We start from the raw sequence: 12,922 nt of genomic DNA, 5'->3' as shown, positions 1-12,922 counted from the left end.
CGCCGCGCCCGCCGCCGCGCCCGCCGCGCCCGCCGCCGCCGCGCGCGCGAAGCCGGCGCCCGTGGCCGCCGGCGCGACCGATCCGTCGACGAGCGGAACGGCGGTGGCGTGGCGGACGCTCGGCGCGGAGCAGCGTGCGATCGGCGGGGGGAACGTCGCGACGGCGGCGGGCGGGGCGATCGTCGTCGCCGCGCTGGCGACGCCCGACGCCCCGCTCGCGACGATCTCGCCGGCGACCGGCGTCAGCGCGCTCGCCGTCTCGGCGACCCACGTCGCCTGGCGCGCGCCGCGTGCGAAGGGCGGAGACGTGCTGCTCGCCGCGGCGCTCCCGCCGCGCGCGGCCGACGACAGCGATCCGCCGCCGTCGCCGCCGGACCCGCTCGCCGTCACCGGCCGCGACGCGCAGCTCAGCCGGCCGTCGCTCGACGGAAACCGGCTCGCGTATGCGGTCGCGACGCGGCACAGCTCGCGGATCGTCGTCGTCGAGCTGGCGAACGGCGCGAAGCGGACCGTCCTGCGCAGCCGTCGCACGCAGCTCTCGCAGCCGGCCCTGCACGGCGACGCGCTGCTGTACGTGCAGGCGCGCGCCTGCGACCAGCGGCTGCGGCTGAAGCGCGCTGGCCGGGCGACCCGCACGCTGCTGACGCTCGGCACCACAGCGCGACGCGACGAGGGCCACGAGCACCACCACACGGCGCAGGGCAGCGAGCCGACCGCCTGCCCGCGCGGCACGCCACCGCGCACGGGCGTCACGCTCTGGAGCACCGCGCTCGACGCCCGCGCCGCCTATGTCACGCTGCTGCGCGCCGCGACACGGAGCGCCCGCATCGTGCGGATCTCGCGGCGCTGAAGCCGCCTTAACAACATCTTGATGCCGCCCGGCTGAATCTTGATCGGGCCTGGGCGGGCGCCCCCTGACAGTGAGTCCATGGACTTTCTCGTCATCGCACTCGCGGTCGTGTTCTTCGCCGCGATGCTCGCTCTGATCAAGGGACTGGAACGGATATGAGCCTCGGCAACGCGATCGGGCTCGTCGTCTCGCTCGCGGTCTTCCTCTACCTCGGCTATGCGCTCCTGCGCGGGGAGCGGCTGTAGGCCATGACCGTCCAAGGCTGGATCCAGATCCTCGTCTTCTTCGCGGTCCTGACCGCGCTCACGCCGCTGCTCGGCGCGTACATGCATCGCGTCTTCCGCGGCGACGCGATCCTCGGCAGCGTGCTCGGCCCGGTCGAGCGCGGCTTCTACCGGCTGCTGCGGGTCGACCCGAGACAGGAGCAGGACTGGAAGGGCTACGCCCGTTCAGCGCTGATCTTCAGCCTCGGCTCGTGGTTGCTGCTGTACGCGATCCTGCGCCTGCAGGGATCGCTCCCGTTCAACCCCGCCGGCTTCGGCGGCGCGCCCGCCGACGTCACCTTCAACACCAGCTCGTCGTTCGTCGCCAACACCAACTGGCAGTACTACGCCGGCGAGACGACGATGTCGAACTTCAGCCAGATGGCCGGGCTGGCGGTGCAGAACTTCCTCTCCGCCGCCGTCGGCATCGCGGTCGTGATCGCGGTCATCCGCGGCTTCTCCGCGCGCAGCCTGAAGACGCTCGGCAACTTCTGGTCCGATCTCACGCGCGCGACGCTCTACGTGCTGCTGCCGCTCGCGTTCGTGATCGCGCTCTTCTTCGTCAGCCAGGGGCTGGCGCAGTCGCTCTCGCCGGCGCAGGCGTTCACCAGCCTCGAAGGCGTCAAGGGCGTGATCACGCTCGGCCCGGTCGCCTCGCAGGAGGCGATCAAGCTGCTCGGCACCAACGGCGGCGGCTTCTTCAACGTCAACTCGGCGATGCCGTTCGAGAACGCCTCCGGGCTGACGAACGCCGTCTCGATGCTGGCGATCCTGATCGTCCCGGCGGCGCTGACCGCGACCTTCGGCCGGATGGTCGGCAACCGCCGCCAGGGCTGGATGATCTACGGCGCGATGTTCGCCTTCTTCGCGGTGGCGGTCGCGATCGTCTACGCGGCCGAGTCGCACGGCTCGCCGGCGCAGCAGCTCGCCGGCATCCACGGCGGCAACATGGAGGGCAAGGAGACGCGCTTCGGGATCGGCTCGAGCTCCTTGTTCGCGGTCGTCACGACGGTCGCCTCGTGCGGCGCGGTCAACGCCGCGATGGAGTCGCTGACCGGCATCGGCGGCGCGATCCCGATGGCCAACATGATGACCGGCGAGGTGATCTTCGGCGGCGTCGGATCGGGCCTCTACGGGATGCTGATGTTCGTCATCCTGGCGGTCTTCATCGCCGGCCTGATGGTCGGGCGCACGCCCGAGTACCTCGGCAAGAAGATCGGCGCGCGCGAGATCAAGCTGACGATGATCGGCACGCTCGCGGTGCCGCTGTTCGTGCTGATCGCGACGGCGGCGGCGATCGCCTCCAGATACGGCCTGAAGTCGATCTACAACGGCGGTCCGCAGGGCTTCTCCGAGACGCTCTACGCCTACACCTCGCAGGCGAACAACAACGGCTCCGCGTTCGCCGGCTACACCGGCTTCATCCAGCCCAACGCGCCCGGCAACGCCGGCTCCTTCGGCATCACCTTCGCCGACCTGCTCGGCGGCGGCGCGATGCTCGTCGGCCGCTTCCTGCCGCTGGTCGTGGTGCTGGCGATCGGCGGCGCGCTCGCCGGCCGCAAGGTCGCTCCAGCCGGCCCCGGCACGATGCGCACGGACACGCCGACCTTCGGCGGCCTGACCGTCGGAACGATCCTGCTCGTCGCGCTGCTCACCTTCGTCCCCGCTCTCCTGCTCGGCCCGGTCGTGCAGGGGCTGACCGATCGGATGTTCTGATGAAGAAGGACCTCACCGCGACCGCCGTCGGGCTGATCGTCCTCACGCTCGTGCTCGGCCTGCTCTATCCGCTCGCCGTCACCGGCGTCGGCCAGGTCGTCTTCAACGACGCCGCCAACGGCTCGCAGATCAGGGTCGACGGCAAAGTCGTCGGCTCGCGCCTGCTCGGCCAGGGCTTCAGCAGAGCCGAGTACTTCCACAGCCGCCCGTCGCAGAGCGACTACAACCCGTCGGCGACCTTCTTCAGCAACGCCGGCCCCAACGGCGCCGACACGCGCGACGCGATCGCGAGATACGCGGCCGCGTACCTGAAGACCGAGGGCAGATACGACCCCGGCCTGACGCGCGCGCAGATCCCGCCGGACGCCGTCCAGACCTCCGCCTCCGGCGTCGACCCGCAGATCACGGTCGCCAACGCCCGCATCCAGGCGCATCGCATCGCCGCCGTGCGACGGCTGCCGCTCGATCGCGTCAACCGACTGATCGACGACCACACCGACGGCCGCGGCCTCGGCCTCTTCGGCGAGCCCGGCGTCAACGTCCTCGAACTGAACCTCGCACTCGACAAGGAGACCCGATGACCGCCCTCAGCGGCCCCGCGTCGTCGGCGCAGCAGCCCGCCCAGGGCGGCATGCCGCGCGGGCACGACGGCAGCGGGCGGCCGACGAGATCGCTGCTGGAGCCGGCGATCCTGCGCACCGCCCTGCTCGACTCGCTGCGCAAGCTCGACCCGCGCGCGATGATCCGCAACCCGGTCATGTTCGTGGTCGAGATCGGCGCGCTGCTGACGACGGTCGTCTGGCTCGTGCAGGCGCTCGGCGGCTCGATCTCCGGCGCCGGCTCCGACCCCGCCTGGTACACGCTGACCGTCAGCGTCTGGCTGTGGCTGACGGTGATCTTCGGCAACTTCGCCGAGGCGATCGCCGAGGGCCGCGGGCGCGCGCAGGCGGCGACGCTGCGCGCGATGCGCAGCGAGACGACCGCGCGGCTGCGCGACGGCGGCACGAAGAACGCCGGCGAGCTGATGCCGGGCGACGTCGTCGTCGTGCTCGCCGGCGAGGCGATCCCGGGCGACGGCACCGTCGTGAAGGGGATCGCCTCCGTCGACGAGTCGGCGATCACCGGCGAGTCGGCGCCGGTGATCCGCGAGGCCGGCGGCGACCGCTCGGCCGTCACCGGTGGCACGAGAGTGCTGTCGGACGAGATCCACGTCGAGATCACGCAGAAGCCGGGCGAGTCGTTCCTCGACCGCATGATCGCGCTGGTCGAGGGCGCCAGCCGCCGCAAGACGCCGAACGAGATCGCGCTCGGGATCCTGCTCGCGGGCCTGTCGCTGATCTTCCTCGTCGTCGTCGTGACGCTGCGGCCGTTTGCCGACTACGCCGGCACGGCGACCTCGCTGGCGACGCTGATCAGCCTGCTCGTGGCGCTGATCCCGACGACGATCGGCGCGCTGCTGTCGGCGATCGGCATCGCCGGCATGGACCGGCTCGTGCGGCGCAACGTGCTGGCGCTGAGCGGCCGCGCCGTCGAGGCCTCCGGCGACGTCGACGTGCTGCTGCTCGACAAGACCGGCACGATCACGCTCGGCAACCGCCAGGCGTCGGAGTTCGTGCCGATGCCGGGCGTGAGCGAGCGGGAGCTGGCCGAGGCGGCGCAGCTCGCCTCGCTCGCCGACGAGACGCCCGAGGGCCGCTCGATCGTCGTGCTGGCGAAGGAGAAGCTGGGGATCCGCGCGCGCGAGCTGGGCGAGCACGAGGCCGAGTTCGTCCCCTTCACCGCGCAGACGCGGATGTCGGGCGTCGACCTCGACGGGGTGCGGCTGCGCAAGGGCGCGGGCGACGCGATCGAGCGCTGGATCGCCGCCGAGGGCGGCACGACGCCGCCGCAGCTGAGAGCCGAGCTGGACCGCATCGCGCGCGACGGCGGCACGCCGCTGGCGGTCGCGCGCGACAACCAGGCGCTCGGCGTCGTCCACCTCCAGGACGTCGTCAAGGAGGGGATGCGCGAGCGCTTCGACCACCTCCGCGCGATGGGCATCCGGACCGTGATGGTGACCGGCGACAACCCGCTGACGGCGGCGAAGATCGCGCAGGAGGCCGGCGTCGACGACTTCCTCGCCGAGGCGACGCCGGAGGCGAAGCTGGCGCTGATCAGGGAGCACCAGGAGGGCGGCCGGATGGTCGCGATGACCGGCGACGGCACCAACGACGCGCCCGCGCTCGCGCAGGCCGACGTCGGCGTCGCGATGAACACCGGCACCCAGGCGGCGCGCGAGGCCGGCAACATGGTCGACCTCGACTCCAATCCGACGAAGCTGATCGAGATCGTGGAGGTCGGCAAGCAGCTGCTGATCACGCGCGGCGCGCTGACGACCTTCTCGATCGCCAACGACGTCGCGAAGTACTTCGCGATCCTGCCGGCGATCTTCGCCTCGACATACGCGCTCGCCGGCAGCACGACCGGTCCGCTCGACCAGCTCAACGTGATGAACCTGGGGACGCCGCGCTCGGCGATCATCAGCGCGATCGTCTTCAACGCGCTCGTGATCCCGCTGCTGGTGCCGCTGGCGCTGCGCGGCGTCAAGTTCCGCCCCGTCGGCGCGACGCAGCTGCTGCGCCGCAACCTGCTCGTCTACGGCCTCGGCGGCCTGATCGCGCCCTTCGCCGGCATCAAGCTCGTGGACCTGGTCGTCCACAACCTGCTCGGAGCCTGATGGCCGGCAGGCTGAAGGTCTTCCTCGGGATGGCGGCGGGCGTCGGCAAGACGTACCGGATGCTGCAGGAGGGGCAGGCCGAGGCCGAGTCCGGCCGTGACGTCGCGATCGGCTGGCTGGAGTCGCACGGTCGCAGGGAGACCGCGGCGCAGGCGGTCGGGCTGGAGGTCGTGCCGCGGCTGCGCGTCGAGCACCGCGGCACGCAGCTGGAGGAGATGGACCTGCGCGCGATCCTGCGCCGCGCGCCGGAGCTGTGCCTGATCGACGAGCTGGCCCACACGAACGCGCCCGGGTCGCTCCATCCCAAGCGCTTCGAGGACGTCGCGGCCGTGCTCGCGGCCGGCATCGACGTCTCCACGACCGTCAACGTCCAGCACCTCGAATCGCTCAACGACCAGGTCGCCGAGCTGACCGCGACGCGCGTGCGCGAGACCGTCCCCGACGAGGTGCTGGCCGGCGCCGACGAACTGGTCCTGATCGACCTCACCCCGGAGGCGCTGATCGAGCGGCTGCGGGCCGGCAAGGTCTACCCGGCCGCGCGGGTCGAGTCCGCCCTCAACAACTTCTTCAAGATCGAGCACCTGTCGGCGCTGCGCGAGGTCGCGCTGCGACAGGTCGCGGAGGAGGTCGAGGCGAAGCGGGTCGTCAGCGGGCCGGGCCCGCCGCGCCGGCGCGACGAGGAGCGCGTGCTCGCGAGCGCCGCCCCGGCCGCGATCGGCGAACGGCTGCTGGCGCTGGTCGAGCCGACGCCGGCGTCGCAGCGGGTCGTCCGGCGGGCGTGGCGCTCGGCGCAGCGGCTGGGCACCGAGCTGGACCTGCTGTGGGTGCAGCCGCCGGGTTCGCTTGACGCCGGGGTCGCAGAGCAGCTCGACGCGCTGCGCCGGCTCGCGGTCGTGCTCGGCGCGCACCTGCTGATCGAGCCGAGCGACGACCTCGTCGGGACCGTGCGGCGGATCGCGCACGAGCGCGGCACGACCTACGTGCTGATCGGCGAGCCGAGCAGGCGCGGCGCGCTGCAGCGGCTGCTGCGGCCGTCGCTGCCGAGCCGGCTGCTGGAGGCCCTGCCGGGGATCGACGTGCGGATCGTCGCCGACCGCACCAGGCGCGCGGCGGTGCCCGCGTCTGCCGCGCCCGGAGCGTCGCCGTTCTCGCCGCGGGAGCGACGCTGATGGTCGCCGACGTCCTCGTCACCGTCGTGCCGCTCGTGCTCGTCGCCGCCGCGACCTGGGTCGCGCGCGGGCGGCGCATGCGGCGCGCGCTGCCGCCGCCCGGCCCCGGCCGCGTGCTGTTCCCCTTCCGCGGGCGCGAGCTGTCGGTCCCGGCGTTGGAGTCCGCCCTGCGGCTGGCGCGCGCCGATGACGCGACGCTCGTGCCGGTCTACCTCGCGGAGGTGCCGCTGCACCTCTCGCTCGACTGCGCGCTGCCGCGTCAGAGCGCCGTCGCGCTGGCGCTGCTGGACGCGGTCGAGCAGCGCGCGCGGCGGTTCGAGGTGCCGGTCGACGCGCGCATCGAGAAGGGCCGCGATGCGCGCCACGCGCTGCGCCAGATGCTCCGGCACGAGCGCTACGACCGGATCGTGCTGGCCGCCGAGACGGCCGCCGGCGGCGACGGCTTCACGCCCGCCGAGACCGCCTGGCTGCTGGCCAACGCGCCCGGCGAGATCGTCGTGCTGCGGCCGGCGCGCGACGCCGACGTCGCGACGCTGACCGCATCAGATGCCGCATGACCGTGTTCAGACGTTGCAAGAGCGCGCCCGCCCGGCCGATCACCCGGCCCATATGCTGGATCGCTTGCTTGTCCCGATGTCCGCCGTCCGCCGACAGACCACCCTGCTGCTGCTCGCCGTCGCCTCGCTTCTGGCGGGCGGAGCGGCCCTCGCCGCGCTCGCGCCCAGCGCCGACGCGCAGGCCGCCGTCTCCAAGAAGGCGGTGAAGAAGGGCCCGAAGCTCGTCTTCGTGCGCTGCTCGTCGGTGCCGTACCCGTGTCAGGGCTCGCACACGATCGTCGTGCGCGGCGGCAAGATGCTGATCGGCGCGGGCGGGCTGACGAAGTCCGGGCGCGTCGAGTTCCCCGTCCGCAGCAGCTCCGGCAAGGCCGGCAAGCGCCGCGTCGCCGGTCGCTTCCGCACCAAGACGCGGCTGCTCGTGACGGTGCCCAGAGACGCGGTCAGCGGCGTCGTCAGAGTCGTGATGCCGGGGCCGCGCTACTCCAACGGCGTCCGCGTCACCGTCCGCAAGGCGCCCGCGGCGACGAGAGTGACGAGACCGACACCGGTCACGCCGCCCGTCAGAAGCAACGGCAGAAGCGTCTTCGACGGCAGCGGGATGTGGATCTGGTACCTCAGAAGAGCGGCCGGCGGCGACCCCGACGCGATCGCGGCGAAGGCCGCCGCGGCCGGTGTGCGGACGATCTTCCTCAAGAGCGCCGACGGCACCAACGTCTGGTCGCAGTTCTCGTCCTCCGCCGTGGCGGCGCTGAAGGCGACTGGGCTGAACGTCTGCGGCTGGCAGTTCGTCTACGGCAGAGACCCGCTCGGCGAGGCGCGCGCCGCCGCCGCCGCGAAGGAGGCCGGCGCCGACTGCTTCGTGATCGACGCCGAGGGCGACTACGAGGGCAAGTACGCGCAGGCGCAGCGGTACACGAAGGCGCTGCGCGCGGCCGTCGGCGACGGCTACCCGATCGGCCTCACCTCGTTCCCGTACGTCCACTACCACCCGGGCTTCCCCTACTCGGTCTTCATGGCGCCGGGCGGCGCGACCTTCAACCTGCCGCAGGTCTACTGGAAGACGATCGGGACGTCGGTCGACACCAGCCTGCAGATCACTTACCAGTACAACGGCGTCTACCAGACGCCGATCTACCCGCTCGGGCAGACCTACGACGGCACCTCCGCCAGCGACGTCCGCCGCTTCCGCCAGCTGTCGGCCGGCTACGGCGCGACGGGCCTGAGCTGGTGGGTGTGGGACTTCGCCTCGGCGTCCGACTGGAACGCGGTCGGCGCCGACGTGGCCGCGGTCGAGCCGCTCGACAGCCCGCGCTACCCGACGCTGAAGGCCAACGGCTCGAAGACCGGCTCGCGCGGCGACCTCGTCGTGCTGGCGCAGGAGCACCTCAACGGCGGCGGGGCCGCGCTGAGAGTCGACGGCGACTACGGGCCGGGGACCGCGACGGCGGTCCGCCAGTACCAGTCGTCGAAGGGGATCGACGCGACCGGCGTGATCGACGACGCGACCTGGCCGACGCTGCTGAGAGAGACGCCGAAGACGACCAACTGGGTGTCGGTGGCGCGGGCGTCCGCCGCGAAGGCGCGCGGCGCGCGGGCGGCGGCCGCGTCGGCGGCGCTGCCGCGGGTCAACGGCCCCGCGTCGGCGGGCCTGAGAGCCCGCCGCGACGAGATCCCGCCCGGCCCGCGCAGATAGCAGCGCGGGCGCGGGGCGGAAGCGGTCTCGCGCGGCCCGTCAGCCGCGCCGCGAGGCGATGCGGTCCGCCCCCGCGACGCGTCAGGCGCGTCACGAGACCGGAGCGGCCGCTATCTGGTGGCGTCCTCGACCTGTCTCTGCAGGTCCTCCAGCTGCTGCTTGGCATCGTCCGGCACGCCGTCGATGTCCTTCGCCTTGTCGACCGCGTCGCTGGTCGCGTCAAGCGCCTCGCTCTGCAGCTTTCTCGCGTCCTCCTGGAGCTGTCTCTGCATCTCCTCGGGCGTGATCTTGCCGTCTCTGACCTGCTGCGCCAGCTCTCTCGCCTTCTCCTGCAGCGCTCTGCTTCTCTCCTGGAGCTGCTGGCCCTGCTGCTGCAGCGTCTTGCCGAGATCCTCGACCTTCTTGTTGTCGCTGCCACAGCCGCCGAGCACGATCGCCCCGCCGACCGCGACCGCCAACAAGCTCGTCTGGATACGCATGCAGTTGCCTCCTCAATATTTCGGTGCCCGTACGTGCGACGGCGCACATGAAAATGGATCTGACTCGTCGCGTCAGTCGTCCGAAGGTCTCGCTTCGGTCTCACACCCCTGCGCGGGCGCGACGATCCCCTGCATCATCGCCCATGCGACGAGTTCACGTGTCGTTCGCGCGTGAACGCGCTCGCGGCCCTGCCGCAGCAGGCGCCGCACCTGGTGGATCGAAATCCCCAGCCGCTCGGCGATCTCGGCATGCCGCAGCCCCTGCGCGGCGAGCGCGACGGCCTCGACCTGGCGAGGGGTGAGCGCGCTCGAACGAGGTGGTTCCACCACCGGCTCCGAGGCGATCCCCGTGAAGTCTCGGGTCTCCTGGACCCGAAAGTTCACGGGGATCGGAGGGGTGGGCTCGGGCGGGGTGGCGGGCGCGGGCGGCGCGACGGGCGCCGGCGGGGTGGGGGCGGCGGTGGCGAGGCGGGCGACGAGCGCGGCGAGCGCGGGCGGGACGAGCAGCAGCGCCAACGCGGTCAGGGCGAGCATGCCGCGCGAGGCGACGGCGGCGGGGTCGGTCAGCAGCGGCGTGAGCAGACCGGCGGTCGTGAGCGCGGAGGCGGCGAGCGCGCGGCGCGGGCCGGTCAGCGCGCCGAGCGCGGTGAGCGTCAGCAGCGCGGGCAGGAACAGCGCCCGCCCGTCGGCGCCGACGGCCGCCAGCGCCACGCCGAGCGCGAGCCCGGCCAGCACGACCGCATCCTGCCGCCGGCGCACTGCCGCCGCGACCGCGCCCGGCTCGCGCGCGGCCAGCAGCAGCGCGCTCAGCAGCAGCAGCGCGACGGTCAGACCAGTGACACGTGTGACCCCGCTCGTGCGCAGCACGATCAGCAGGAGCGCATACCCGCCCCCCGCCGCACCGACGATCGCGCCGGCCTCGAACGCGGCCAGCCGCAGCCTCAGCTCGGGCGCCATGCGCTTGCGACCAGCTCGTCGAGCGTGCGGGCGGCGGTCGCGCGCTTGGCGCGCTTGATCTGCGTGCGGACGGTCTCGACCGAGGTCCCGCGCTCGTGCGCGATCTGCTTCGGCGTCAGCCCGTCGGCGAGCAGCGCGACGACCGCCCGCTCGGCCGGGCTCAGCCGCGGCGCCGCCACGTCCGCCGGCTCCTCGGCGTCAGGGACGGTCGCGGCGATGACGTCGACCGAGATCGGCGCTTCGCCCGGGAGCCGCGGCAGCGGGGTGGAGGCGGGCGCGGGGGGCGGCGACGGCGCGGAGGGGGCAGGCGGCGGCGCGGCGAGGGCGGGAACGGCGGAGCGGGCCGGCGGCGACGCGGCGGACGCGGGTTCGGCGAGCGCCGGGGCCGCGGCGCCCGCGGGCCCGGTCGCGGCGAGCACGCGCCGCAGGACGGTCACGCCGACGACGCCGAGCAGCGCGATCGCGATCGGCGCGAGCGTGGCGGTCGTCGCGTCGTCGGTCTCACCGCCCCACGGCGCGAGCGTCGTCGCGGAGGTGCCGGTCGCGAGGAAGATCGCCAGCTTGCCGGCGCTCAGCGCCGCCCCGCAGGCGAGCGCCGGGCCGGCGAGCGCCCAGCGCCGCCGCCGCGCGCCATCGCCGCCGCCCGCCGTGCGGCCGCCCGCCGCAGTACCGCCGCCCGCCGTGCGGCCGCCCGCCGCAGTACCGCCGCCCGCCGCGCGGCCGCTTCCCGCCGCCGCGACGCCGCCGCCCGTCGCCGTGCCGCCGTACGCCGCGGCCGCCGCCGCGACGAGCGCGATCCACTGGGGCTGGGTCGCGAGGTTGCCGGGGTAGCCGCCGTCGCTTGCCGCCGGCAGCACCGCGACCAGGGCGAGCGGCGCCAGCCACCAGACATGTGTGCGCGCGAACGACGCCCAGCGCGGGACGGTCGCCAGCGCCGCCGCCCAGGCGAGCAGCCAGGCGATCCCGATCGCGATGCTGCTCGCCCACGGGCGTGAGACGACCGCGGTGGTGAGCGCCACGAGCGAGTCGGCGACGCCGATCGCGCACGCGACCCGCAGCGGCAGCAGCTCGCAGGCGACGCCCGCGCGCACGGCAGCGGCCACGCCGCCGACCGGCAGCGCACCCGCGCCCGCGCGCACAGCCGCAGTCGCGCCGCCTCTCGTCAGCTCGTCGTCGCCGTCCATCGCGTCGCCGTCCCCTCAGATCCCATCGACGCACCCGGTCCCGGTGCGCACGCAAGCCGCGCCATCATTAGCACGCCGTCGCGCCCTGGTACAGCGGGCGGGGGAGGCGGTCGTACCCACTTCTGACCTCTCGACAGACGGCCTCGCGGGCGCGACCGTCAGGGGCCGATGAAGGCTCGGGAGGAGAGCGCTGACGCGACCCTACGGCGTCTGGGGACGACGCACGCCGACCGCCGCCCAGGCGGTCGCCGCCGCCTGCGAGCTGGTCGCGACGCCGAGCTTCTCGTGGACGTGCTGGAGGTGCTTCTCGACCGTCCGCGGCGAGATCCCCATCAGGCTCGCGGTCTCCGGTCCGGAGCGGCCGAGCGCGATCCAGCGCAGCGCCTCGGCCTCGCGAGGGGTCAGGCCGAGCGCCTGCAGCGCGGCGACGTTCATGCCGCCGCTGCCGGGCTCCAGCAGCAGCATCGCGCTGCCCTCGCCGTCGAGGCCGGGCAGCACGCGCACGGTCAGCACGTTGTCGCCGGAGCCGAGCAGCAGCGGCTCGGTCGAGCGCGCGTCTCCGGCGCGGCGGCGGAGCGCGTCGAGCAGCGCGCGCGGCAGCCGCTCGGCGGCCGCGTCGGTGCCGAGCCGGTCGGCCAGCAGGGCGCGTGCGGCGTCGGTCGCGAAGGCGATGCGACCGTGCGGATCGACCACCACGACGGGGTTTGCGACCGCATCGAGGCCGCGCTCGAGGGCGGCCAGCGTCGCCGCGCGGGCGCTCGACAGCTCGATCGTGCGGTAGGCCTGGATCAGGTGGGGACGGGCGCGCGTCAGCAGCGTCACCTCGCCGTCGTCGAAGTCGTCGGGGCCGCGGCTGAGCGCGATCGCGACGACGACCGGCGGCCGCGACGGCAGCGTGAAGGAGACCTGCGACTCGATCCCGAGCGGGGCGTAGAAGTCTTGGTAGAGGCGGGTCTGGCGGAAGGCGACGCGGTCGACGAAGTCCGAGATCCGTCTCGGCCGGCCGTCGCGCGTGCGGCGCACGTACTGCAGCACCGGGTGCTGGTGGGAGAGCCGCGCCCAGCGTCTCGGCGTCTCCGGCGGGAGCGCCGGATCGGAGATGCCCCACATCCGTTCGGGGTCGACGTCGACCTCGTTGTAGGCGGCGTAGTCGTTGGGGACCGCGGTCCGCAGCAGCGGCAGGATCCCGCTGCGGAACTCGTCCAGGTCGACGAAGCCGTAGGCGTCGCCGACGACGTCCATCAGGCGCTGCTCGAGGCCCGGCGTCCGTGCGTTCATGAGGCGCCGACTGTAGCGGGAGCGCCTACGCGATTTCCACGTAGACCGGAGGAACAGTTG

The 12,922-nt window shown here is 73.5% G+C and carries 11 protein-coding genes and 1 pseudogene; 8 read left to right on the top strand and 4 right to left on the bottom strand.

From position 1 onward, the window contains the following. From Q7L73_RS25940 to Q7L73_RS25905, 8 genes and pseudogenes are all read left to right on the top strand, one after another. A pseudogene (locus Q7L73_RS25940) lies at positions 1-850 on the top strand (hypothetical protein); the annotation flags it as partial. Positions 851-1,005: 155 nt separating this feature from the next. Continuing rightward, entirely contained in the window at positions 1,006-1,095 is a 90-nt protein-coding gene (locus Q7L73_RS25935; RefSeq protein ID WP_304696088.1) for a potassium-transporting ATPase subunit F, read from the top strand. Between the two features lie 3 nt (positions 1,096-1,098). Next, a complete protein-coding gene (gene kdpA, locus Q7L73_RS25930) occupies positions 1,099-2,829 on the top strand; it encodes a potassium-transporting ATPase subunit KdpA (protein WP_304696086.1) in 1,731 nt (576 codons plus the stop codon). Next, entirely contained in the window at positions 2,829-3,410 is a 582-nt protein-coding gene (gene kdpC / locus Q7L73_RS25925) for a potassium-transporting ATPase subunit KdpC (protein WP_304696084.1), read from the top strand. Before kdpA ends, kdpC begins: the two co-directional genes overlap by 1 nt. A 50-nt stretch (positions 3,411-3,460) precedes the next feature. Continuing rightward, entirely contained in the window at positions 3,461-5,545 is a 2,085-nt protein-coding gene (kdpB, locus tag Q7L73_RS25920) for a potassium-transporting ATPase subunit KdpB (RefSeq protein ID WP_370552474.1), read from the top strand. Beyond that, a complete protein-coding gene (locus Q7L73_RS25915; protein WP_304696080.1) occupies positions 5,545-6,714 on the top strand; it encodes a histidine kinase in 1,170 nt (389 codons plus the stop codon). The genes kdpB and Q7L73_RS25915 overlap by 1 nt, the downstream gene beginning before the upstream one ends. Further along, complete coding sequence (locus Q7L73_RS25910) at positions 6,714-7,271, top strand: universal stress protein (protein WP_304696078.1); 558 nt, start codon at positions 6,714-6,716, stop codon at positions 7,269-7,271. The genes Q7L73_RS25915 and Q7L73_RS25910 overlap by 1 nt, the downstream gene beginning before the upstream one ends. A 76-nt stretch (positions 7,272-7,347) precedes the next feature. Next, a complete protein-coding gene (locus tag Q7L73_RS25905; protein ID WP_304696076.1) occupies positions 7,348-8,964 on the top strand; it encodes a peptidoglycan-binding protein in 1,617 nt (538 codons plus the stop codon). 110 nt (positions 8,965-9,074) lie between these two features. Here the strand turns inward: Q7L73_RS25905 and Q7L73_RS25900 are convergent, their stop codons facing one another. The 4 genes from Q7L73_RS25900 to Q7L73_RS25885 all read right to left on the bottom strand — a co-directional run bounded on the left by Q7L73_RS25900 (position 9,075) and on the right by Q7L73_RS25885 (position 12,862). Beyond that, positions 9,075-9,443 (bottom strand): hypothetical protein, encoded by a 369-nt coding sequence (locus tag Q7L73_RS25900; RefSeq protein WP_304696074.1) that lies wholly within the window; start codon positions 9,441-9,443, stop codon positions 9,075-9,077. 72 nt (positions 9,444-9,515) lie between these two features. After that, positions 9,516-10,400, bottom strand: coding sequence for a response regulator transcription factor (locus tag Q7L73_RS25895; RefSeq protein WP_304696072.1), 885 nt, complete (start codon positions 10,398-10,400; stop codon positions 9,516-9,518). Then, positions 10,385-11,584: a helix-turn-helix transcriptional regulator gene (locus Q7L73_RS25890; RefSeq protein ID WP_304715713.1), complete on the bottom strand. Its 1,200-nt coding sequence runs from the start codon at positions 11,582-11,584 to the stop codon at positions 10,385-10,387. The genes Q7L73_RS25895 and Q7L73_RS25890 overlap by 16 nt, the downstream gene beginning before the upstream one ends. Positions 11,585-11,785: 201 nt before the next feature. Next, entirely contained in the window at positions 11,786-12,862 is a 1,077-nt protein-coding gene (locus Q7L73_RS25885) for a response regulator transcription factor (RefSeq protein ID WP_304695809.1), read from the bottom strand. Between the last annotated feature and the right edge of the window lie 60 nt (positions 12,863-12,922).

The organism is Conexibacter sp. CPCC 205762 (assembly GCF_030646155.1).
Classification (GTDB): domain Bacteria; phylum Actinomycetota; class Thermoleophilia; order Solirubrobacterales; family Solirubrobacteraceae; genus Conexibacter.
This window is presented reverse-complemented; position numbering and strand designations above follow the sequence as displayed.

Excerpts from the sequence above, each read along its gene's own strand:
- Q7L73_RS25915 (WP_304696080.1), top strand. The coding sequence starts at position 5,545 with ATGGCCGGCAGGCTGAAGGTCTTCCTCGGGATGGCGGCGGGCGTCGGC.
- Q7L73_RS25900 (WP_304696074.1), bottom strand. The coding sequence starts at position 9,443 with ATGCGTATCCAGACGAGCTTGTTGGCGGTCGCGGTCGGCGGGGCGATC.
- kdpC (WP_304696084.1), top strand. The coding sequence starts at position 2,829 with ATGAAGAAGGACCTCACCGCGACCGCCGTCGGGCTGATCGTCCTCACG.
- Q7L73_RS25885 (WP_304695809.1), bottom strand. The coding sequence starts at position 12,862 with ATGAACGCACGGACGCCGGGCCTCGAGCAGCGCCTGATGGACGTCGTC.
- Q7L73_RS25905 (WP_304696076.1), top strand. The coding sequence starts at position 7,348 with ATGTCCGCCGTCCGCCGACAGACCACCCTGCTGCTGCTCGCCGTCGCC.
- Q7L73_RS25935 (WP_304696088.1), top strand. The coding sequence starts at position 1,006 with ATGAGCCTCGGCAACGCGATCGGGCTCGTCGTCTCGCTCGCGGTCTTC.
- Q7L73_RS25895 (WP_304696072.1), bottom strand. The coding sequence starts at position 10,400 with ATGGCGCCCGAGCTGAGGCTGCGGCTGGCCGCGTTCGAGGCCGGCGCG.
- kdpB (WP_370552474.1), top strand. The coding sequence starts at position 3,461 with ATGCCGCGCGGGCACGACGGCAGCGGGCGGCCGACGAGATCGCTGCTG.
- Q7L73_RS25890 (WP_304715713.1), bottom strand. The coding sequence starts at position 11,584 with ATGGACGGCGACGACGAGCTGACGAGAGGCGGCGCGACTGCGGCTGTG.
- kdpA (WP_304696086.1), top strand. The coding sequence starts at position 1,099 with ATGACCGTCCAAGGCTGGATCCAGATCCTCGTCTTCTTCGCGGTCCTG.
- Q7L73_RS25910 (WP_304696078.1), top strand. The coding sequence starts at position 6,714 with ATGGTCGCCGACGTCCTCGTCACCGTCGTGCCGCTCGTGCTCGTCGCC.